This is a genomic window from Moraxella caviae, from assembly GCF_002014985.1.
In the GTDB taxonomy this organism is placed as follows: Bacteria; Pseudomonadota; Gammaproteobacteria; order Pseudomonadales; family Moraxellaceae; genus Moraxella; species Moraxella caviae.
Genome location: NZ_MUXU01000015.1, coordinates 1 through 22406 on the forward strand (window position 1 = coordinate 1; position 22406 = coordinate 22406).

Annotated in this window: 17 protein-coding genes, 1 tRNA gene, 1 other RNA gene and 1 pseudogene; 4 read left to right on the top strand and 16 right to left on the bottom strand. The window is 49.1% G+C overall.

Going from position 1 to position 22406, the window contains the following annotated elements; all coding sequences use genetic code 11:
• Positions 1-148: 148 nt before the first annotated feature.
• From B0181_RS01690 to coaD, 4 genes are all read right to left on the bottom strand, one after another.
• Positions 149-225 (bottom strand) — tRNA-Met (locus tag B0181_RS01690).
• Between the two features lie 67 nt (positions 226-292).
• Positions 293-734: RNase P RNA component class A (gene rnpB, locus B0181_RS01695), an RNA gene on the bottom strand.
• A gap of 238 nt (positions 735-972) precedes the next feature.
• The gene (locus tag B0181_RS01700) at positions 973-1224 is read right to left on the bottom strand and encodes a YfhL family 4Fe-4S dicluster ferredoxin (RefSeq protein ID WP_078275770.1); all 252 of its coding nucleotides are present in this window, start codon (positions 1222-1224) and stop codon (positions 973-975) included.
• Between the two features lie 48 nt (positions 1225-1272).
• Entirely contained in the window at positions 1273-1767 is a 495-nt protein-coding gene (gene coaD / locus B0181_RS01705) for a pantetheine-phosphate adenylyltransferase (protein WP_078275771.1), read from the bottom strand.
• 374 nt (positions 1768-2141) lie between these two features.
• On the opposite strand from coaD, the gene B0181_RS01710 reads away from it, so the two are divergent.
• A complete protein-coding gene (locus B0181_RS01710) occupies positions 2142-3971 on the top strand; it encodes an autotransporter domain-containing protein (protein WP_158078918.1) in 1830 nt (609 codons plus the stop codon).
• A gap of 110 nt (positions 3972-4081) precedes the next feature.
• On the opposite strand, the gene nfsA is transcribed toward B0181_RS01710, so the two are convergent.
• A complete protein-coding gene (gene nfsA / locus B0181_RS01715) occupies positions 4082-4864 on the bottom strand; it encodes an oxygen-insensitive NADPH nitroreductase (RefSeq protein ID WP_078275773.1) in 783 nt (260 codons plus the stop codon).
• Positions 4865-5177: 313 nt separating this feature from the next.
• Here nfsA and smpB point away from each other — a divergent pair, with 313 nt between their 5' ends.
• Positions 5178-5645 carry an SsrA-binding protein SmpB gene (gene smpB, locus B0181_RS01725; protein ID WP_078275775.1) on the top strand — a complete coding sequence of 156 codons (468 nt, stop codon included), beginning with the start codon at positions 5178-5180 and terminating at the stop codon, positions 5643-5645.
• 178 nt (positions 5646-5823) lie between these two features.
• Here the strand turns inward: smpB and rarD are convergent, their stop codons facing one another.
• Complete coding sequence (gene rarD, locus B0181_RS01730) at positions 5824-6810, bottom strand: EamA family transporter RarD (protein ID WP_245953242.1); 987 nt, start codon at positions 6808-6810, stop codon at positions 5824-5826.
• Between the two features lie 248 nt (positions 6811-7058).
• Between rarD and B0181_RS01735 the strand changes: the two genes are divergently transcribed.
• Both B0181_RS01735 and B0181_RS01740 read left to right on the top strand, forming a co-directional pair.
• Positions 7059-7523, top strand: coding sequence for an Lrp/AsnC family transcriptional regulator (locus B0181_RS01735; RefSeq protein WP_078275776.1), 465 nt, complete (start codon positions 7059-7061; stop codon positions 7521-7523).
• A 129-nt stretch (positions 7524-7652) separates the two neighbouring features.
• Positions 7653-8273 carry a hypothetical protein gene (locus tag B0181_RS01740; RefSeq protein WP_078275777.1) on the top strand — a complete coding sequence of 207 codons (621 nt, stop codon included), beginning with the start codon at positions 7653-7655 and terminating at the stop codon, positions 8271-8273.
• 95 nt (positions 8274-8368) lie between these two features.
• Here B0181_RS01740 and B0181_RS01745 read toward each other — a convergent pair whose 3' ends face one another.
• The 10 genes and pseudogenes from B0181_RS01745 to nusA all read right to left on the bottom strand — a co-directional run bounded on the left by B0181_RS01745 (position 8369) and on the right by nusA (position 22305).
• The gene (locus B0181_RS01745) at positions 8369-9268 is read right to left on the bottom strand and encodes a DMT family transporter (protein ID WP_078275778.1); all 900 of its coding nucleotides are present in this window, start codon (positions 9266-9268) and stop codon (positions 8369-8371) included.
• A gap of 250 nt (positions 9269-9518) precedes the next feature.
• Entirely contained in the window at positions 9519-11573 is a 2055-nt protein-coding gene (ligA, locus tag B0181_RS01750; RefSeq protein WP_245953239.1) for an NAD-dependent DNA ligase LigA, read from the bottom strand.
• Positions 11574-11900: 327 nt separating this feature from the next.
• A complete protein-coding gene (pnp, locus tag B0181_RS01755) occupies positions 11901-13994 on the bottom strand; it encodes a polyribonucleotide nucleotidyltransferase (RefSeq protein ID WP_078275780.1) in 2094 nt (697 codons plus the stop codon).
• 387 nt (positions 13995-14381) lie between these two features.
• Positions 14382-14648 (bottom strand): 30S ribosomal protein S15, encoded by a 267-nt coding sequence (gene rpsO / locus B0181_RS01760; RefSeq protein ID WP_078275781.1) that lies wholly within the window; start codon positions 14646-14648, stop codon positions 14382-14384.
• A 281-nt stretch (positions 14649-14929) separates the two neighbouring features.
• On the bottom strand, positions 14930-15565 hold the full coding sequence (locus B0181_RS01765; protein WP_078275782.1) for an opacity family porin: 636 nt from the start codon (positions 15563-15565) through the stop codon (positions 14930-14932).
• 218 nt (positions 15566-15783) lie between these two features.
• Entirely contained in the window at positions 15784-16701 is a 918-nt protein-coding gene (gene truB / locus B0181_RS01770) for a tRNA pseudouridine(55) synthase TruB (protein ID WP_078275783.1), read from the bottom strand.
• Positions 16701-17114 (bottom strand): ribosome-binding factor A, encoded by a 414-nt coding sequence (locus B0181_RS01775; RefSeq protein ID WP_078275784.1) that lies wholly within the window; start codon positions 17112-17114, stop codon positions 16701-16703. The genes truB and B0181_RS01775 overlap by 1 nt, the downstream gene beginning before the upstream one ends.
• 94 nt (positions 17115-17208) lie before the next feature.
• A pseudogene (locus B0181_RS12340) lies at positions 17209-17579 on the bottom strand (transposase); the annotation flags it as partial.
• 235 nt (positions 17580-17814) lie between these two features.
• Positions 17815-20571 carry a translation initiation factor IF-2 gene (gene infB, locus B0181_RS01780; protein WP_078275785.1) on the bottom strand — a complete coding sequence of 919 codons (2757 nt, stop codon included), beginning with the start codon at positions 20569-20571 and terminating at the stop codon, positions 17815-17817.
• Positions 20572-20823: 252 nt separating this feature from the next.
• The gene (gene nusA / locus B0181_RS01785) at positions 20824-22305 is read right to left on the bottom strand and encodes a transcription termination factor NusA (protein ID WP_078275786.1); all 1482 of its coding nucleotides are present in this window, start codon (positions 22303-22305) and stop codon (positions 20824-20826) included.
• Between the last annotated feature and the right edge of the window lie 101 nt (positions 22306-22406).

Consider the following 22406-nt stretch of genomic DNA (forward strand, 5'->3'; position numbering starts at 1 on the left):
GATTTTTTAGGGTGTCAAGCAAAATTTTTAAAAAATTTAAAATTTTTTGCTTTTCACTTTCCGAACCCTTTTTGTTGGCTCGGACTTGCCATTCTATTTTATTATTGCTTGAATGTCAAGCATTTTTTCATAAAATTTATGGTAAAAATGGTGGCGATGAAGAGACTTGAACTCTTGACCTTACGATTATGAGTCGTACGCTCTAACCAGCTGAGCTACATCGCCGTTACAGGGTGCGCATTATACAGATAAAATTTGCACTCGTCAATAACATTTTTGATAATTTTTTAAAATTTTTGGCAAACCGATAAGCCGGGTTCTGTCGTGGACAATCATTCATCTAGGCGTGCTGTCGCCAACACGCTCAAGCAACCTACCCGAACTCTCGGCGGGCAACCGATTGAGTTCCTATTTGGTCTTGCTACACGTGGAGTTTACCCTGCCATGAACTGTTGCCAGCCATGCGGTGCGCTCTTACCGCACCCTTTCACCCTTACTCCGCTACCTTTTAACAACTTTAATGCTTTTATAATCAGCAAATTATCAAAAGGTAGCGGAGCGGTCTGCTCTCTGTTGCACTGGTCGTAGGCTTGCGCCCCCTAGCCGTTAGCTAGCACGTCGCCCTGTGTAGCCCGGACTTTCCTCTCCCCGACCACTTAATCTAAACATCTAAAACACCGTTTGCTAAAAATCCTTAGATTAAGTGGTCGGGCAGCGATTGTCTGGCTTGCCAAGAGTTCATTATAACACTTTTTTGCACTTACGACAATTTACTCGTGCATTTATTTTGTGCGTTGATTGACTATTTCATTACCAATGCCTTTTAACCACTTCTGGCAAAACTTTTCACTTTAGCAAAATAGCAAAAAACCAGCGCATGGCTGGTTTGAAAAATTTGCGTAAATCAAACTGCTTTTATGTTTATGACTTTTATACTTATAAATAGCTGCAAAGCTATCCTTATAATAGCAATCACGCGCCGCCCGTCAGACGCTGATATTTTGCCAGTAATTCAGCTTCGCTTTCTGGGTGGTTTGGGTCTTTTGGAATGCAGTCCACAGGGCAAATTTCCACGCACTGCGGCACATCGTGATGCCCCACGCATTCGGTGCATAGCGCAGGGTCAATCACATAAATGTCATCGCCTGCTGAGATGGCTTCGTTTGGGCAAACAGGCTCGCACACATCGCAGTTGATACATTCGTCAGTGATGATTAGTGCCATGTTGCCACCTTTATAAGCTAAATTTTAAGATAAATGGATGATTAAAGATTATTTGGCGAATTTTTGGGCAAAGCCGTCCAGCACGCCTTGCGGGACAAATTTTGACACATCACCGCCCAATTTCGCCACTTCTCGCACCAAAGTGGACGACACGAACGAATATTCTTGGGCAGGCGTTAGAAAAATCGCTTCAAAATTCTCATCAAGGCTGCGGTTCATGTTCGCCAAGCCAAATTCGTACTCAAAATCCGACACCGCACGCAGCCCACGAATCACCGCACTGGCGCTCGTTTCTTTGGCGAAATCCACCAGCAGCCCTTCAAAACCCACCACCGAAATGCGTGAATCATCGGCAAAAACTTGCTTGACCATCGCCACACGCTCATCAAAGCTAAACAGCGGTTTTTTGTGGTGTGCAAACGCCACCGCGATGATGACTTCGTCAAATAATTTGAGCGCACGCTGCACCAAATCAATGTGTCCGTTGGTGATTGGGTCAAATGTGCCGGGATATAAGGCTTTTGTTGGGGTGTGGCTGCTCATGCGAGAAACTTTTGTTGTGTTTTGTTGAATATTGGTGTGCTGCCGACTTAAGTTTGGCAAAGCTTTTTACACGTCAGCAAATTCACCAACCGCCTATGCTATCAAATTTTGGCTAAATTTAAAAGAATTTTGGCAAAACTGCGCCAATTTTATACGCAATTTGATGAATTAACGGCAAATCGGTGGCAAATGGGCGGTAAAATAGTCGCAAAATGACGGTAAATTTATGGCAATTCACCAAAATTAGCGTACACTCATACACAAAACGCTTGCCAAAATTTGATGATTTGAGTATTATTGATGACCAATTAGTCATTTTTAATCAATTTGGCTCACTTCACCAACCTTACGCCTTTTGCAAACAAGGAGCGTTTATGAAATTTTCTCCCAGCGTACTTGCGCTTAGCCTTGCGATTGCCAGCACGCCTGCCTTTGCTGCCGATTTTAGCCAAACGGTGTTTTTTGGCGATAGCCTAACAGACAGCGGCACTTTTAAAGAAAGCCTGATTGTTAAAATGCTTGGTGGCGGTTCAGAAGCCAAATTCACCACCAATCCTGATGAAGTTTGGGCGCAGCATTTGGCAAAATCCTACAGCTCAAACGCTGACAGCACCGCCTTGTCAGACGCTGGCAACAACTACGCAGCAGGCGGCGCAAGAGTGAATACCGCAGTGAATAACTATGGACTAAACGCACCTTCTGTACACGCACAAATTGACAAGCACATCAGCGAACGTGGCGTGGACAGCAATGCGCTGTACAGCGTGTGGATTGGAGCAAACGACTTGCTTGCCGCCACTGAAAGCGACACCGCCAGTGCGCAAAGAACCGTACTGCAAGCCGCCAATGACACCGCTGCAGCGGTCAAAACCTTACACGAACATGGCGCAAAATACATTGTAGTGCCAAATTTGCCCGACATGGGCTTAACACCAAGAGCCATCGCAGGCGGCACGCAAGCACAAGCCACCACAGCTGCAAACACCTTTAATAATCTTGTGGCGGCGCAGCTAAAATCCAGCGGTGCAAACGTCATTGCGCTGGATACTTTTAGCCTGCTACAAGAAGTGGCGGCAAATCCAAGCGAATACGGCTTTAGTCACACCACTCGTACAGCTTGCTCCGTTGTCAATTCGCTGCTATGCACACCAAACACGCTGGTAGAGTCGAACGCCAACCAGACGTATCTTTTCGCTGACGACATTCACCCATCAGGCGCAACGCACAAAGCGCTTGCCGACTATGCACGTTCGGTGATTGAAGCACCAACGCAAATCGCCGCTGCTCGTGCCTTGACGCATCACGCTGCATTCGCTCGCCAAGACGATGTCCTGCGCCACACGGATTTGCTGGACAAGCCAAAACATGATGAAAAACGTGCTAATGTTTGGCTGCTTGGCGCGGCGCACCAGCACGAAACGCTTGGCACAGCAAGCCTTGAAAGCGATAAGCACACCGCACCAAATGCCTTGATTGGTGTGGACGTTTCAAATTTACTTAGCCAAAACAGCACCACAGGCTTTTATGCCAATCACAGCAAAATCAAGCCAGACTGGGGTAATAAAGGTCAATTTGAAAGCAAAAGCACAGGCTTTGGCGTGTACCACAACCAACACTACGGCAACGACAGCACACTCACACTCGTGCTGGGCGCAGACCGCCTACACACCGACAGCACACGCCACGCCAACATCGGTAAAGCCGTACACACGCACGAAGCTGAAGGTCGTGGCACACAGCTGAACGCCTCCGCCAAATACGCCAAACATTACCAATTTGGGCGCAGCACCGTATCGCCTTATGTGGGGCTAAATGCCGTGCGCACCAGCCTAACCAGCCTGAGCGAAAACGGCAAAGCGTCCAGCGCCATGCACTTTGAACGCCAAGAATTCAGCGATGTGAACGCAAGTCTTGGCGTGCGTGGTAAATTCGCCATCAACGACAGCGCAAACGCCTTTGCCGAAGCTGGCTACACCCACCAGCTCACCGATGACGATGACACCACCATCAGCGCACGCATTGCAGGTTTGACAAATGCAAATAGTTTCTCATTACCAGTATCATCGCCAGACACCAGCGGCGCACGCTTTGCGCTGGGCGTACAAGGCAATTTTGCTAAAATCAATGCCGCAGCTGGCGTAAATTATCGCACAGGCGATGACAAAGGCGCAGGCGCATTCGTGCAACTTGGCACGGCGTTTTGATGTGGCGCAGATAAGTTTTTAAACCCATCAAAGTTTTTAAACGCATAAAAAAGCCAGTCGTAATTTCGGCTGGCTTTTTATTTTTTCAGGTGATTTACAATATCGCTGGATTAGCGTTTTGCAAAACCTTGTGCATTCAGATATTCTAGCATGAATGGGCGCACATCACCGCCAAAAGTCGCTGCGATTTGCGCTTTCCAATCCAAATCCAAGCCACGTCCATTGTAGTATTCACGCACTTTTTCGTTATACTCTGCCAAATCGCTCTCGCTTGCCACCTTATAAGTGTCGGTAGAAACCAGCACGTCCAGCGGCAAACGTGGGCGCTGCGATTGATTGATTTTTGATGTCATGTCTGGGTGTCCAAGGCACAGACCAAACAGCGGCACAACGTGTTTTGGCAACTCAAGCAGCTCGCTGGCACGGGCAATGTCATTACGCAAGCTACCGATGTACACGCCGCCCAAACCCAAACTTTCTGCGGCTGCCAGCACGTTTTGCGCCATCAAAGCCGCATCAATCGCCCCAATCAGCGTTACTTCCGTCCAGTCTGTATTCACGTCAGCCAGCTGATGATGGCGTTTGGCGTCCATACAAAACACCAAATATTCTGCGCAGCTTTCCACATAGCCATGCCCCAAACGCTTGCCGTCCGCCTGCGCTTGAGCGTATTCGTCTGCCGTCATGTCGCAAGAAATCTGGCGAAATGCCGTGCGCTTGGCAGGGTCGCTAACACGCACGATGCTGGTCGCTTGCAAAAAACTTGACGTGGACACCGCACGTCCTGCTTCTAAGATGGCGGTAAGCATTTCTTCAGAAATCGGCTCGCCTGTGTATTTGCGAATTGAGCGGTGATTAAGCAAAGTTTCAATGGTTGGGGCGCTGTTTAGCATAAAAATTCCTTAAAATTATCCTACGTTAAATGTGGTTTAAAATACGGTTAAACTCGCAAGGCGGTTTTTTGGCTGGTAAATGACTGGCAAACAAACCCATCATCACCGCCAAGCGTCATGCAAACTTGGTGCAAACCACGCCTTGTCAATCTTTGCATATTAGCAATTCTTTGACGCAAAAGCAAACGCCACTTGCCAAACCTGCCGATTTCATGGGCGTAATCCGCCAGCAGCCAAGCCGCCGCCAGCAAAAGCGGTTTTATTCTTTGGCAAAATTGCTATATAATGGCGCAAAACACATTAGGAAACCATCATGGCAAAAAAACCCAGCAATCAAATCTGCGCCAACAAAAAAGCCCGCCACGAATATTTCATTGAAGAAACCATCGAAGCGGGGCTTGCGCTTGAAGGGTGGGAAGTAAAATCCATTCGTGCAGGCAAAATGGCAATCACGGACGCTTATGTGATTTTCAAAGGCGGCGAAGCGTTTTTATTCGGCGCGCACATTCAGCCGCTTTTGACCAGCTCCACGCACGTCAATCCTGACAACATTCGCACACGCAAACTGCTGCTCAATCGCCGTGAAATTGACAAGCTGTTTGGCATGGTGAACCAAAAAGGCTATGCGGTCGTGCCGCTGTCTTGCTACTGGAAAGGCGCGCGCGTCAAATGCGAAATCGCCCTTGCCAAGGGTAAAAAACTGCACGACAAACGTGCCACGCTTAAAGAACGTGATTGGCAAATGGACAAAAAACGTGGCTTTAAGGCAGATATGCGCTGATTTTTGCTGCAGTTGGCGAAGTTTGCTTTATCTAAGTTTCGTTTGAAAATTTCGTTTTGGCAAATGCTATAAAACCGCTGTCGTGTTGGCAGCGGTTTTTGATGGTTTTTAGTGCGTAAAATTATTTAGAATAAATTAACAATAGTTTTTGAAATTTTTGCCAAAAACGCACGCCAAATCATGCTGCTCTTGGGTCAAATCGGCGGCGACTTGCCATCACGCCTTGTATAATCAAACAGCCAATGCCCGCCCAAATCAGCCCATAACTGGCAAGCATTCCCATGCTAAACGCACCACCCAGCACCGTTACCGCAAGCACGAACAGCAGCGCAGGCTCAAGATAGCCAAGCATACCAAACAGACTGACGGGCAGCAAGCGATTGGCTTCTAAATTAGACTGCAAAGCCAGCACGCTCAGCACGCCAAGCCCCACGATTTTCGCCATCAGCGGCACATCGCCAAGCACCATCATCGCCACGTCTGCCTGCTGCCACAAAAGCCACGCCAAGCAAAATGGCGCAATGATGGAGCAATCCAAAAACAAGCCCGTCAGCGCACGAATGCCTTGCTTGCGGCGCATGATGTAATAAATCGGATAAGTGCCGCACACCCAAAACGTCGCCCAGCTGATACTGCCTGTGCGCACGATTTCCGCCAGCACGCCCATCGCTGCCAAACCCACTGCCAGCCACTGCAGTTTTGTTAATTTTTCCTTAAAAATCGCTGCGCCAAACAGCACCATCACCAAAGGAAATAAAAAATAGCCCATCGCTGCCGCCACGCCTTGTCCGTTTAATGGCGCCCACATAAATAGCCACAGCTGGCTGGCGAAAATTGGCGTAGGAATCAAAAGCCACGCCCACGATTTCACGCCACGCACGCCTTGCAAATCACGCAGCACAAGCGTAAGGCGACCTGTCAAACCCAGCACCAACGCAAGGCACAGCCACATCATCACCATGCGCCACAAAAACACAGACGTCCCCGTCAAAGGCGCAAGCCATTTGCCATAAGCGTACAGCACGCCAAACAGCACATTTGACAGCACAGCAAGTCCCACGCCCCACATCAGGCGCTGCTTGGTGGTGTTGGCTGCATGAGTTGGCGCAGGCTTTGCTGGTGTCTGCGTGCGTGCTGGCGTTTGGGCAAAAGTGGTCGTAGTCATGGTTTTACTTGTGGTCGTTGGGTGGATTTTAAAAATGGGTAGTCGCTTAAAAATAAGCATGAAATCGCTTAATGATTTGGCGTATTTTACGCAGTTTGTTTGATGAAATTTCACCAATTTTGGTAAAATTTTGAGTTTATTTTTCATATTTTGCCAATTTATGATAAAATTTCTCATAATTTGGCAACTTCCCAAACTTTGCCGTTTTCACCCATTTTGCCATCAATCATTTTACTGCCAGCCATTTTATGCACACCCTTGACGATACCGATAAACAGCTGCTCAATCTTTTGCAAGACGACGCCACCTTGCCGCTAAAAACGCTTGCCGAACGCCTAAACATCTCCACCGCCACCGCCCAAAGACGCATCAACGCCCTAACCACCCAAAAAATCATCGCACGGCAAGTCGCCATCGTTGATCCTGTGAAGGTCGGTCATCAGCTGACGGTGATTGTGATGGTGAAAATGCTGCATTCCAATACGTCTATGCAGCAGCGTTTTGAGCGGCTGATGGCAGCGCAAAATTCGGTAACCAGTTGCTATGAAATTTCTGGCGATTATGATTTTATTTTGCTGGTGAATAGCAAAAATATGCAGGATTATCATGCGTTTACACGTCAATGGCTGACGAGCGAAAATAACGTGGCGCAGTTCAACAGCCAATTTGCGATGAATTTCATCAAGTCTGGCACAAAAATCACCTTAGATTAGCTTGATTTTGCCCAATGACTTGGTAAACTAGCGGCTTGGCAAATCAAACCAGCGAACCGACAACTTGGCAAACTGACGCACAAAACATAAAAATTACCGCATCACAACCCCAAATTTAACGAGAACATCATGACAGCACGAATTTTTTATCCTTTATTGGCAATCGCTTTGCTGGCAGGCTGCAGCCAAACCACGCCAGCCCAGCCGAACGAAACCGCACAAGACACAAGCGAAGCTGCACAAGACGCAAGCGAAATTTCACAAGCGGACGTAGCAGCGGCGCACGGTACGGCAGATTTGGACGCACTGCTCACCACGCTTGACGATGGCACGCACCCAGCAGACGAAATCCAAGCCAAGCCCATCATCACAAGCGATGGCAAAGCGCAAATTGACTGGCAATACATTGACACCAGCGAACCACGCGCCGACACCGCAAACTACGACTACCCCATCGCCCTTGACAGCGAAGCGGTCGCCAATTATGCCAAAGCCTACAACATCAGCCCCAAAGCCGCCCAGCACAGCATTGTCGTGGGCATGGCAGCCCCTGAAGCACTTGGCAAAATCTTAGACCAGCTGGCGGACGGCAAATACATCGGCCACACGCTGACCGATGGCGAAAAAATGTCGCTTGTCATCACCACCACAGCTGACGTGGTGGGCGAAACGCACGAATACGTCTTTGCGGATAATTTTGGCAAGGGTTTGGTATTGCCAATCGTCATCGCACCAAAAGATACGCCGTAAAACGCACCCAAAGCTAAAAAGAGCTAAAATAAAAAACGGACAAAAATTTTCGTCCGTTTTTTTGTTTGTATGGTTTTTATAAGTATTTGAATTACTTAAGTATTCTTTGCGCTTTTCGCCTTTAACGACCCCAAATAAATCGCCACCATCACCAAAAACGCACCGCCCCATTGTAAGCCATTGATGGGTTTATGCAGCCAAAAATAATCAATCACCAATGCCGCCACAGGCTCAGACAGCAGCAAAAGCCCCGTCAAAGACAGCGCCAAACGCGGAATAGAAAACGCAATCAAGCCCCACGCCAAGCACTGCATGACCGCGCCATACACCAAAATCCAGCCCACTTCTGACAGCGTGGTCGGCATGATTTTGCCCCAATCCCATAATAGCATCATGGGTAATAGCGATGTCGCACCGCCAGCACCGACAATCGTCATCATCGGCAAAATCGGCACAGACACCGTCTCGTGCGTGCGGCGAATGAACGCCATAGACAGCGCCAAAAACGCACCAGAAGCAATGCCAGACACAAAGCCCCACAATGCCGCTTTGTTATGCGCAAATTCAGGACTGGCAATAAAAGCCACGCCCAAAGACGCCAACACAAGACTTAGCAGCTGCATTTTCGTCTGCCGCTCGCCAAACCACACAAAGCCGATGAACGCCAAAAAGAAAATCTGCAAGCTATTTAGCAGCGTGGAAATCCCCGGCCCCACCGCATAAATACTCTCATGCCACAGTGCCAAATCCAGACCCAATGCCACGCCTGACAGCAGCGCAAACAGGGTGGCTTTTTTATTCGTGGGAAATTTTTGGCGAAATAACAGCGCCAGCACCCAAAAAATCAGTGCCGAAATCAAAAGCCGCCAAAACGCCATGGCAAAACCACCCACGCTCTCAACGTGCGCCACAATCAAACTGCCCAGCCCAAACAAAATACAGCCGATAAGCAGCCCAAACATGGACATAAAATCACCGCTGCTACGCTTTGTCATCGTCATTCCTTGATTTTTACTGATGGCGTGGGTTTGTCCGCCTTGCCAAGTGGGAAATTTACCAACAAACAGTTCTCAAGCCCCAACGCCACGCCCAGCCACCAGCATTTCAATAAAAATACAAAAATTAAGTTATCAATCTTATATAAATGCCAACATAAGGGAATGATATATATTTTTCAAGGGCGTTTGGCAATTTTGCTGGATAATTTTACGCAATCATTGCACTGATAATTATCCAGCCTTGCCATCACACCATCACACGCTGATATTCTGCCAGCAGCGCCATAAACTCAGCTTCGTCCACGATTTTTACGCCAAGCGCAGTCGCCTTATCCAGCTTTGAGCCTGCCTTCTCGCCTGCCAAAAGCACGCTGGTCTTGGCGGATACGCTGCCAGACACTTTTGCGCCCAGCGCCTGCAAATGCGCCTTGGCTTCATCACGCCCCATCGCACCAAGTGTACCTGTTACCACCCACGTCTGTCCGTCCAGTGGCAAATCTTGCTCGCTTGCCACCACCGCTTGCCAATGCACGCCTGCTGCGATGAGCGCATCAATCACTTCCACATTATGCGCTGCACGGAAAAAATCGTACACATTTTGTGCGGTGATTTCGCCCACGTCTGGCACACCAAGCAAGGCTTCTAGGCTCGCCGCTTGTAAATTGGCAAGCTCACCAAACGCACTTGCTAAGTTTGCCGCGGTACTCTCGCCCACGCCACGAATGCCCAGCGCAAAAATAAAGCGTGGCAAGGTCGTGGCTTTGGATTTTTCAATGGCGGCAAGCATTTTTTCTACCGACTTTTCGCCCAAGCCTTCAAGCTCGGTCAATTTCTCACGAATTTCATGCAAGCGATAAATGTCCGCCACCGTCTTAATCAAGCCCAAATCATGAAAACTGATGAGCCACTGCTTGCCCAATCCATCAATGTCCATGGCACGGCGGCTGACAAAGTGAATCAGCGCTTCTTGGGCTTGGGCGGCACAAAACAGCCCGCCAGTGCAGCGCGCCAAAGCCTCACCTTCTGGCAGCACCACAGGCGATGCGCACACAGGGCAAGCACTCGGCAAGCTGATGGGCAAAGCGTCATCGCCACGCAGCTCCGTCATCACGCCGCCCACTTTTGGAATCACATCGCCTGCGCGGTGAATGCTGACCATGTCGCCCACCATCAGCCCCAGCCGCCCAATCTCACCAAAATTATGCAAAGTTACATTACTCACAGTAACGCCGCCCACCGCCACAGGCTCAAGTTTGCCCACAGGCGTCAGCTGCCCTGTGCGCCCCACTTGCCATTCCACCGCCACAAGTTTGGTAACGGCAGCTTCGGCAGCGAATTTATAAGCGGTCGCCCAGCGTGGCTCACGGCTTAAAAAGCCCAAATCGTCCTGCAATGCCAGCGCATTCACCTTAATCACCATGCCGTCAATCTCAAACGGCAAATCGGCACGCTCACGCCCCACTTTTTCATAATACGCCTGCACGTCTTTGGCGGTGGCAGCCGTGGCAAAAGGCGCAGTCTCAAATCCAAGCTCACCAAGCCAGCTTAGCGCGCCTGATTGCGTGGTGATGTGCGTGGGCAAACCTTGATTCACCGAATAACCAAAAAACGCCAACGGACGTGCGGCGGCGATGGCAGGGTTGAGCTGACGCAATGAGCCTGCCGCAGCGTTTCTTGGGTTAGCGAAGGTTTTTTCGCCCTTTTGCTCGCTTTCACGATTTAGGCGCACAAATCCCGCTTTGGGCATCAGCACTTCGCCACGCACTTCCAGCATGGCAATGTCCGCACAGCTTGGCAAAACCAAAGGCAGATTGCGAATGGTTTTGACATTATGCGTGATGTCTTCGCCCACACGCCCATCGCCGCGCGTTACCGCTTGCACAAATTTGCCGTGCGCATATTTTAAGGACACCGCCAAACCGTCCAGCTTAAGCTCCATCTCGTATTCTGGGTTTTGGCTCGCCAAGTCTAGGCGATCATTGACACGGCGCATAAAACTCGCCAACTCATCAAAGCTAAACACATTGCCCAAAGACAGCATGGCGATATCATGCGTTACCTGCGTGAAAGCCGGCAAAGGCTTATCGCCCACGCTGTCAGTCGGGCTGTCGTCCTGCTTGAGCGTGGGGTGTGCATTTTCCAGCGCCAGCAGACGCTTTCTAAGTTCGTCATACTCACCATCGCTGATGGTCGGATTGTCCAGCACATAGTAGGCGTGGTTGTGCTTTTTAAGTACGGCAATCAGGCGGCGCATTTCATCAATGATGGCGCTGTTTTCTAGGGTTGGTTCGGTGTGGTGCATGGGCTTGTTCATGATGTTTATAAGAGTAAAATGGTCAATGAATGAACTTTTAAATTCGGCTAAATCAGGCTAAAAAATGCGTTCAAATCATGAATTTGATGTAACTTAAAATCAGTAAAAACAGCTTTTTCGCTTTGACAAAGTGGCTGTTTAAGCGGCTATTTCAAACGGCATTCAAAGCGGCTATTTTAACCGATTTTTCGTCAATTTGAATAAAACTTGGCATAAAAAACACCGCCCTTGCCATATTTTCGCCACGATTTTTACCACATTTTAGCCAAAACAAAACCGCCACGATTGGGCGGTTTTGCAAAGCGGTGCAAAAAATTAGTCTTGCGCAACACCTTTCATGGTCAGCTTAATGCGTCCACGGTTATCGATGTCTTGTACTTGTACTTTCACACGCTGACCTTCTTGTAGGTAGTCAGTTACGCTTTCTACACGCTCATCAGCGATTTGGCTGATGTGCACCAAGCCATCAGTACCCGGCAAGATGGTTACGAACGCACCAAAGTCCACAATGCGCGCCACCGTACCTTCATAAATCGTGCCAACTTCCACTTCTGCGGTCAAGGCTTCGATTTGGGCGATTGCCGCACGAGTAGACGCACGGTCTTGACCGAAAATGCGAATCACGCCGTTGTCGTCAATGTCAATCACCGCGCCAGTCTCTTCAGTCAGCGCACGAATGGTTGCGCCGCCTTTACCGATGACATCACGGATTTTTTCTGGATTAATTTCAATGGTGGCGTAGTTTGGCGCGTGGGCGTTAATCTCAGTGCGAGAAGCAGCAATCACTTCATTCATCGCGCCTAGGATATGGATACGACCAGCGTGCGCTTGTTTTAGCGCTTGCTCCATGATGTCGGCAGTGATGCCTTCAATCTTGATGTCCATTTGTAGGGCAGTGATGCCGTTTACCGAACCTGCCACTTTAAAGTCCATATCGCCCAAGTGGTCTTCATCACCCAAGATGTCCGACAATACCGCAAAACGCTCGCCTTCTTTTACCAAGCCCATCGCAATGCCTGCCACAGGGGCTTTTAGCGGTACGCCAGCGTCCATCAAAGACAAACTTGCACCACACACAGACGCCATCGATGATGAGCCGTTTGATTCGGTGATTTCTGACACCACACGAATGGTGTATGGGAAACGCTCTGGGTTTGGTAGCATGGCTTGCACGCCACGACGTGCTAGGCGACCATGACCAATCTCACGGCGTTTTGGCCCGCCTTCACGACCAGTTTCGCCCACTGAATAATGCGGGAAATTATAATGCAGCATGAAGTGGTCTTGCTTGGTGCCAGCCAGCGTGTCCACCAAGTTCACATCACGGCTGGTGCCTAGCGTGGTAGTTACCAAAGCCTGCGTCTCACCACGAGTGAACAGCGCTGAGCCATGTGTGAATGGCAACACGCCCACTTGTACGTCCAGCGCACGCACGGTTTCTAGGTCGCGGCCGTCAATGCGTGGCTTGCCTGATAGGATATTATCACGCACGGTGCGGTATTTTAGCGTCTCAAACAGCTCTTTGATTTGCTCAACTTTTTCAGCGTATTCTTCTGCCGCTTCATCGCCAGCCAATAGCAAGGCTTCGGCTTTTAGCTCATCAAGGCGTGCATAGCGGTCTTGTTTTACGGTGATGGTGTAGGCTTCACTCACTTTGTCGGTGAACGCAGCTTTTAGCTGGCTTTCAAGCTCTTCATTCACCGCAGGGGCGATGAATTCTGCTTTTTCTACGCCGACCGCTGCGGCAAAGGCGTTGATGTTGTCAATCACGATTTGCTGCTGACCATGGCCGTACAGCACCGCACCCAGCATTTGGTCTTCTGACAGCTCTTTGGCTTCAGATTCCACCATCAGCACGGCAGATTTTGTGCCTGCCACCACCAAATCCAGTTCACTTTGCTTAAGCTCAGCAAGCGTTGGGTTTAGCACATATTCGCCATTGATAAAGCCCACGCGCGCCGCACCAATCGGGCCGTTGAACGGTGCTGGAGAAATGGCAAGTGCCGCAGACGCACCAATCATCGCTGCGATGTCCGCATCTTGGGTTTTGCCCGATGAGATGGTGGTGGCGGTGATTTGGATTTCGTTGTAGTAGCCTTCTGGGAACAGCGGACGGATTGGGCGGTCAATCAGACGGCTGGTCAGCGTTTCAAACTCGCTGGCACGGCCTTCACGCTTGCCATAGCCACCCGGGATTTTACCCGATGCGTACATTTTTTCTTGGTAGTTTACGGTCAATGGAAAGAAGTTTTGTCCAGCGACTGCTTCAGGGCGCACAACGGCAGCCACAAGCACGGTTACATCGCCCATGTGTACCAGCACAGAGTTGGCTTGACGTGCCAAGCGGCCAGTCTCTAGGACGACTTTTTGATTGCCGTATTGAAATTCTTGACGAATGGTGTTAAACATAATTTTTCCTTTTCATTCAATGAGTTATAGGGTTTTGTGTTGTTGGCGGTGTGGTTGCGTTTTGTGTTGGCAACAAAAGCCACCGTACGACAGCCGTTTAAAGCCCTAAGCGAAGTTTTCATCGTGAAAATGTTCATCGTGAACGTTAAAAACTTGGCTTAGAGTTCAAGCGTCTGTCCTTTGGTGTTTTTGGCGTTTGCCAAGTATTTGGTTTTTATTCACCAAATCTATCCGCCTTTGCCAATCTCACCAAATCGCACCAAACTGAACCAAAACAACAAAAACGGCACACCCTAAGGCATGCCGTATTCTTTAGCAAAGCATGAAGCCATGATTTGACATCGCAACTTGAGTCATCGCTGTCCAAAGCTCCATGCCAGCCAAAAATTAGCGACGCAGACCTAGCGAACCGATTAGGTCGGTGTAGCGGTTTAGGTCTTTACCTTTTAGGTAGTCAAGCAGTTTGCGGCGTTGGTTTACCATGCGAATCAAACCACGGCGGCTGTGATGGTCAGCTTTGTGCGCTTTGAAGTGGTCTTGTAGGTCGTTGATACGAGCAGTCAATAGCGCTACTTGTACTTCTGGGCTGCCTGTGTCGTTTTCGCCACGCTTGTATTTTGCGATGATTTCTTCGCGGTCTTTGTTAGTTAGCATAACTAGATTCCTAAATGAGCAATGCAAGAAAAATTCAGGCAAGCATTGCATTGCTAAAGCCTGCCTAAGCCAATCAATAAATTGGCGGTTAAATGCTGATTATACCAATTTTTTCGCCTTATGTCAGCTATTTTTGGCAAATTTCTCTCAAATCACCCAAACCAACCGCCAAAAAAATCATTGAACACATTTGAAATCCAAAAACACAAAACCCATCGGCGTGGAGAGCGACCGATGGGCAGCATTTGAGCATGGCTCAAATTTTATGGCAATGCCAGTGCTTAGAAGCTGTAGCGCAAACCAACTTTTGCACCGTATTGGTTGCCTTTCACACCATCAAACTTGCCAAGGTAGTTGTACTCTACACCAGCGTCCACCGCCAAATTTGGGTTGATGGCGTATTGCACACCAGCCAGCGCGCCTACACCAACTTTGGTTTCTTTTGCGCTGTCAAAATCAGAAAAAGTACGAGTGCCGCTTTCAGATTGATAATGGATTACGGTTGAGTCTTTGCTCTTCACTTGGTTTACACCAAGACGTGCGCCTGCATATGGTGTAAAGCCTGATACTGGCGCAAAGTCATAAATCGCTGACAAACCCAAAGAATGCGTTGTTACTTCACCCTTGTAATGCTCGGTAACGTTATTCACGCCAGTATCAATAAAGTTTTCTACACGCTCTTCGTTTTCAGATACTTTGATTTTGCCAAAGTTGGTGTAGTCCAGCGCATAACGCATATCGCCAACTTTTTTACCCACAGCCACGCCGTAGCTTGCGCCGCTGTCTTTTAGCTTAAACTCTGAATCTTTAAATTCAAGTTTAGAATAACCCACATTTCCTTGCACATAGTAGCCAGTGTTTGCTACCGCCAAAGTAGATACGCCTGCCAATGCAGCCGCCAAAACCAACTTTTTCATGATACGTCCTTAAAAGTACTGAAAGAATAAATCTTAAAGAGTAAATAAAGCTCCGCTAAGAGCAAATTCATTCTACCCCCCCCCGCAAGGCTCTGTCAAGCATTTTTGTAAGAATTGCGCAATCATGTTACAAAATTTGTCAAAGCGGATTTTGACGATAAAAATCCGCCAAGCGCTCACTTGACGGAAAAAAAATTTGACCGAAGGTGTAATTACCCTCACACCACCAATTTTTTAGGCTGCAAACGTCCGTTTGGCTCAAGCATACCCAGCCCCACAAAGGCATCATCAGCGTACAGTCGCACCGCTTGTGCGGCATCATCAAAGGTGAAATTTGCCAAGCGGTCTTTGGCGTTTAGACGCTGACCTTGACGTAGGCGCGCAGCTTCTTGGGCAGACACAGGCAAAATCGGCAAATGCGCCATCAGTACATCAATGGGTAAAAGCTGCGCCATACGCTCATGAAACTCCATCGCTTCAAACTGCGCAAGCGACACCGCCTGCGCAAGCGAAAATCCGCCCGTTTGTGTGCGCCGCAATGTCGTCAAATGCCCAAGCGTGCCAAGCTGTTTTGCCACATCTTCACCAAGCACACGCACATAAGTGCCTTTTGAGCAGCGCACCGACAGCGCAATTTCATCTGCCGACCGCTTTTTTAGCGTCAAAGTCTCAATGCGAATGGGGCGTGGCGCGCGCTCCACTTCTATGCCTGCACGCGCGTATTCGTACAGCTTTTTGCCGTCTTTTTTGAGCGCAGAATACATGGGCGGAATTTGGTTTTGCGCGCCTGTCAATTTACGCGCAACCACCGCCAAAATCTCATCGTCAAATTCTGGCACGTCTGCGGCAGCGGTGATTTGCCCGTCTTTATCGCCAGAATCGCTGGCAGCACCGAGCTTGATGATGGCTTCATAGCCCTTATCAGCGTCCAGTCCGTACTGGCTAAATTTGGTCGCTTCGCCAAAACACAGCGGCAAAAGCCCTGTCGCCATCGGGTCTAGCGTGCCTGTGTGGCCTGCTTTTTTACTGTCGGTGGTGGGCGATTTTAATAAAAACTTCGCCTTTGCCAATGCCGAATGCGAACTGATGTCGGCAGGCTTATCCAAAAGCAGCACCCCAGAAACGACGTCTTTCATCAGCGTGGCTCGTCCGCTGCGTCTGTGTCGCTGGTGTCGCTTTGGGCGGTTTTTTGCATGGCTTCGCTGACCAAGTTCATCATATAATTGCCGTGCGCAGTTACTTCATCATAATGAAAACGTAGGCGCGGCGTGGTACGAGTTTTCATGGTGCGTGATAGCTCTGTGCGCAAAAATCCTGACGCGCGGTTCAAAATCTGCACGCTTTCACGGTGGCTGTCAATATTCATGCCCGTGCCTTGATTCGGCTCAAGCACGGTAACGTACACGTCCGCATAACCCAAATCAGGGCTGACTTTCACCCCAGAAATGGTTACAAAACCCGTCAAGCGTGGGTCGTTAATCTCATCACGGATCAATGCCGACAGCGTGCGCTGAATCTGATCGGCAAGGCGTTGTAGGCGTTGGTTCATAGCGTCTCTCTTTGTTTTGATTTGTTTTGGGCTGTGGTAGATTGGCTCTAAATCCCACACCGTTTTCTTAAAAGTTTTTAGTTTTTTGTAGTGGTATGCCGTTGATGTGGTTTTGACATTATTTTTATGGATAAATTCCTTGGAATGGCTAATTCTAAAACGCTTACAATCACTGACATCAAGCGCATTGTAACCTTGATAGCGCCTGTGCAGACAATTTTATTAGGCTTGATTCTGCTCATGATGACAAACATAAGCGTGTTTTTTAACATCTTTTACAACAGTATAAACCCTGCCCCTGCGTTTTAAAAGACCAAATGCAGCAGTTTTGTCAATAAAATAAGACTGCTGCATTAGGGTAAATTTTCAGTAAGTCCGCCGCGCTGGTGGCAGAAACCTAAACAACAAAAAATCCAAGCAATTTTAGCTGAACTTTTTACTTAGCTTACAACAAGTTATTTTCATTTTTGTAACATAGCATAGTTGTTATCCGCTACAAGCCCAATTATTTTTATGCCGGCTGGACTGCTTATCGCTGGCGTAATACACCATGCAGTAAGCCAAGCTAAATTTACCACGCGATAATTTTAGTGGTTTTAAATACGGTGGCTTTACCGTAGGCGTGCTTGTTAATTAGCTGTGTGTGAATGAATGCAGACCCTGCAAATTGCAGGGTCTTTTGTTTGAATGAACAGCGCAATCACAGCTCACGCTTCACTTCATGGATTTCAAACACTTCAATCAAATCGCCAACCGCAACTTCGTAGCCTTTCACCGCAAGACCACATTCCATACCCGCCTTGACTTCGTTCACGTCGTCTTTGTAGCGGCGCAAAGATTGCAGCTGACCTGTGAAAATCACCTTGTCATCACGCAAAACACGGATTGGCTTGTTGCGGTGGATTGTGCCTTCTTGTACCATACAGCCAGCCGCCGCACCAAACTTACTTGAGCGGAACACTTCACGCACTTCAGCAATACCCAAAATCTGCTCACGGTGTTCAGGCGCAAGCATACCGCTCATCGCCGCCTTGACATCGTCAATCAAGCCATAAATCACGCTATAATAACGAATGTCGATGCTCATCTCGTCTGCTTTGCGCTTGCCTGCGGTATCGGCACGCACGTTAAAGCCAAGCAGCACCGCTTCGCTCGATTCTGCCAAAATCACGTCTGATTCGGTGATTGCGCCCACGCCAGAGCTGATGACACGCACTTTCACTTCGTCCGTTGACAGCTCGTACAAGGCGCTTAGCAAGGCTTCTAGTGAACCACGAACGTCTGTTTTTAGAATGATATTTAGCGTTGCAACTTCATTGCCCATGCTTTCAAACAGCGTATCAAGGCGCATTTTGTTTTGACGCTCAAGCACACGCTCACGCTCACGTGCCGCACGGAAATCTGCCACTTCGCGCGCTTTTTTCTCGTCTGATACCACAAGGAATTCGCTGCCTGCTGCTGGCGCTTCTGGCAAGCCCAAAATCTCCACTGGGATAGATGGGCCTGCGTGCTTGATGCGGTTGCCGTTTTCGTCCGTCATCGCACGCACTTTGCCATAATATTCGCCCGCCAAGACCAAATCGCCTTGGTTTAGCGTGCCTTTTTTCACCAAAAGACTCGCCACTGCGCCGCGCCCTTTGTCCACGCGCGATTCAATCACCACGCCTTGCGCTGCGCCGTCTACAGGGGCTTCTAGCTCCATGATTTCCGCTTGAATGCTGATGGTTTCTAGCAGCTCGTCAATGCCCATGCCAGTTTTGGCAGACACTTGTACCATCGGCACATCACCGCCCCACGCTTCTGGCACGACTTCTTTTACCGCCAGTTCGTTAATCACACGGTCAGGATCGGCAGTGTCTTTGTCCATTTTATTAATGGCAACAATCAGCGGCGTGCCTGCAGCGCGTGCATGGTCGATCGCTTCTTCGGTTTGTGGCATCATGCCATCGTCCGCTGCCACCACCAGCACCACGATGTCGGTCGCTTGTGCGCCGCGCGAACGCATGGCGGTAAAGGCGGCATGTCCCGGAGTGTCTAGGAAAGTAATCACGCCACGCTCTGTTTTCACATGGTATGCGCCAATGTGCTGGGTAATGCCGCCTGCTTCGCCTGACGCCACTTTCGTGGTGCGAATCTTATCAAGCAGCGATGTCTTACCGTGGTCAACATGACCCATGATGGTAACGACTGGCGGACGTGCTTGGACGTTGCCAGAGCGTTCGTCCACAGCTTCTTGTAGGTCATCTTCTAGTTTGGTGTCGCTCACCATCACCAGATTATGACCAAATTCTTCCACCACCAAAGCAGCGGTCATTTGGTCAATGGTGTCAGATTCACGCACCATCTCGCCCATTTTCATCAGGCTTTTGATGACTTCGCGCACTTTGACCGCCATTTTTGCCGCCAAGTCAGACACGACAATGCTTTCACCCACTTCTACGTTGTAGATGATTTTTTCAACAGGCATTTCAAACTTGTGCTTGTTGGCTTGCGATGATTTTAAGCCACGCTGTTTGGTGCGAATCTCACGCTCTTCTTGCTGCGACTTGCCACGCTTACCGCCTTTTGAACGGCTTGATGTGGTGCTTGCGCCACGCTTGATTTCACGGCGTTCTTTTTCAAAAGATTCTTCAAGTGCTGCACCCACCAAGCCTTTTGCCAAAGGCTCGTCTTTGCGCACGATGACGCTGGCTGCATCGTCTTTGTCGCTGTAGCGGCTCGCCATTTCTTTCATCTGCTCAAGCGTGCGTTTTTGGGCTTCTTCAGCGGCTTTACGGCGAGTTTCTGCTTCCATTTGGCGCAGTTTTTCTTCTTCGGCTTCACGCGCCAGACGGGCTTGTTTTTCTTCGGCAGTTTCTGCTTTGGCAGTCTTAGCTGCAGCTGGTTTGGCGGCTGATTTTTTCTTATCAGCGGCTTTTTCGGCTTTGCCTTCAGCTTTTGGCTCGTCATCTTTTTTCTTTTTCACCACCACAGCGGCTGCGGTGCGTGCTTCGCTGGTTTCAGAGGTTTGGCTGCTAGCACGCATGGCGGCAAGCGCTGCAGCTTGGCGGTCTGCCGATTCTTTTTTGGCACGTTCGGCAGCTTGTTTTTCTTCGGCGGCTTTTAGGCGTGCTTCTTCAGCAGCTTTGGCTTGCGCTGCGATTTCTTCAGCGATTTTGGCAGGATCAGGCTTTTCAAAGACTTTTTTCTTAGATTTTACCACGTTGATGGTTTTGGCTTTGCCTGAGGTGCTGGTAACTTGCGCGGTTGAGGTGGTTTTGGCTTTTAAGCTAATGCGTGATTTTTGGGTTTCGCCGTGGCTTTGTTTTAAAAATACCACTAGGCGTTCTTGTTCGCTTTCGCTGACGGTGTCGTCCGCACCGCGCGCAGGCAATCCTGCATCTACCAGCTGTTTTAAGATGGTTTCAGCGGTGGTGTTTGAGTTTTTTGCTAATTCTTTGACGCTTTTATCTGCCATTGGATTTCTTACCTACGTAGGTTGTTTGTGTTTGGTGATGCGGCTTTGGCGTGCTTTTGTGGCGTTTTTTATGCTGCAAATTTGCTGTGCTTAAAATTTACCAACTGCTTAAGTTTATTGATACTTTTTTAACGCCAAAGCGCATAAATCTTGTGTCGTCTTACCAAATCACAACCACCAAACGGCATGATTGGTAAGACTTAGCGAATCAGCGCACCCATTACGATGCGCTCTTTTGTGGCGCGCACATGGTTATTCAAACCACGATTTGCGCGCGTTCATAATCAGCTGACCTGCGCTGTCTGCATCCAAGCCTTCAATGTCTTCAATATCAAAGACGGCTTGCTCTGCCAAATCATCAAGCGTGATGATGTCGCGCTCGGCAAGTTTGTACGCCACAGCAGTGGTCATGCCTTCAAGCGCAAGCAATTCAGCTGACGGCTCTTTGACGTTTTGCTGCTTGGCAAGCTCATCGGCAATCACCGCTTCTTTGGCACGCTCTTGAATCATGGCGATGGCATCATCGTCCAGCCCGTCAATGTCATAGAAGGTCTCGGCAGGCACATACGCCACTTCTTCAATGCTCTCAAAGCCAATCTCTGCCAAGGCTTGCGCCAAATCACGATCCACTTCCAGACGCTCATAAAACAGCTCAATCACCGCTTCTAGCTGCGATTGCTGGCGCTCTTGATATTCGCTTTCTAACATCATGTTTAGCTTATAGCCTGTCAAATCAGACGCTAAGCGCACGTTTTGCCCTTGTGAACCGATGGCGCGCGCCAGCTGGTCGTTGGTGGCAAAGATGATGTCGGCAGTTTTGGTGTCTTCGTCCAGCACCAAACTTGATACGTCTGCAGGCTCTAGGGCGCTGATGATGTACTGCGCTGGGTCATCGCTCCACACCACCACGTCAATGCGCTCGCCATCAAGCTCTTGCTGTACCGCTTGGATACGCGTGCCACGCATACCGATACACGCACCCACAGGGTCAATGCGGTGATCGTTGGTCTTCACAGAAATCTTAGCACGCAAGCCCGGCAAACGTGCCACATCACGAATCTCAATGATGCCTTCGCTGATTTCTGGCACTTCTTTGGTCATCAGCGCCACCAGCATATCTTTGTTGGTGCGTGATAACAAAAGCTGCGAACCACGACCATCACGGTTCACTTGATACAAAATAGAAGTTACGCGGCTTTTTGGGCGCAGCATTTCTCTTGGCAAGGTCTGATCTTTTGCCAAATAACCTTCGGCATTATCGCCAAGGTCAATGATGTAACCATCACGGCTTTGCTTTTTCACTTCGCCAGTGATCAGCTCGCCCACGCGTGCTTCAAAAGCGTCCGCCACCAAGGCACGCTCAGCTTCACGGATTTTTTGGATAATCACTTGCTTGGCTTGCGTGGCAGCGATACGACCAAATTCGATCGATTCGATCTGCTCTTCTTTGATGTCGCCAATTTTCCACTCGTTTTCGTCCAAATCGCTGATGGCAAGCTGGCAAGCTGGCATTTCGTGGTCTTCGTCCGCCACCACCGTCCAGTAGCGGTAAGTGTCGTAATCGCCCGTCTTGCGGTCAATCGCCACACGAATGGCAACTTCTGGCTGCTCGGTGTAGACTTTTTTCTTGGTAGAAACCACAAGCGCCTGCTCAATGGCTTCAAAGATGTCTTCAGGATTTAGCCCTTTTTCGTTACTGACGGTCTCAACAACGGTCAAAATCTCACGACTCATTTGCGTATCCTTTGGGTTGATGGCGGATTTAACAAGCGCAATTTGGCTTGGATTTATCCGCCTGACAAGGTGTTAAAAATTTTAAATCTTGATAAAAATGA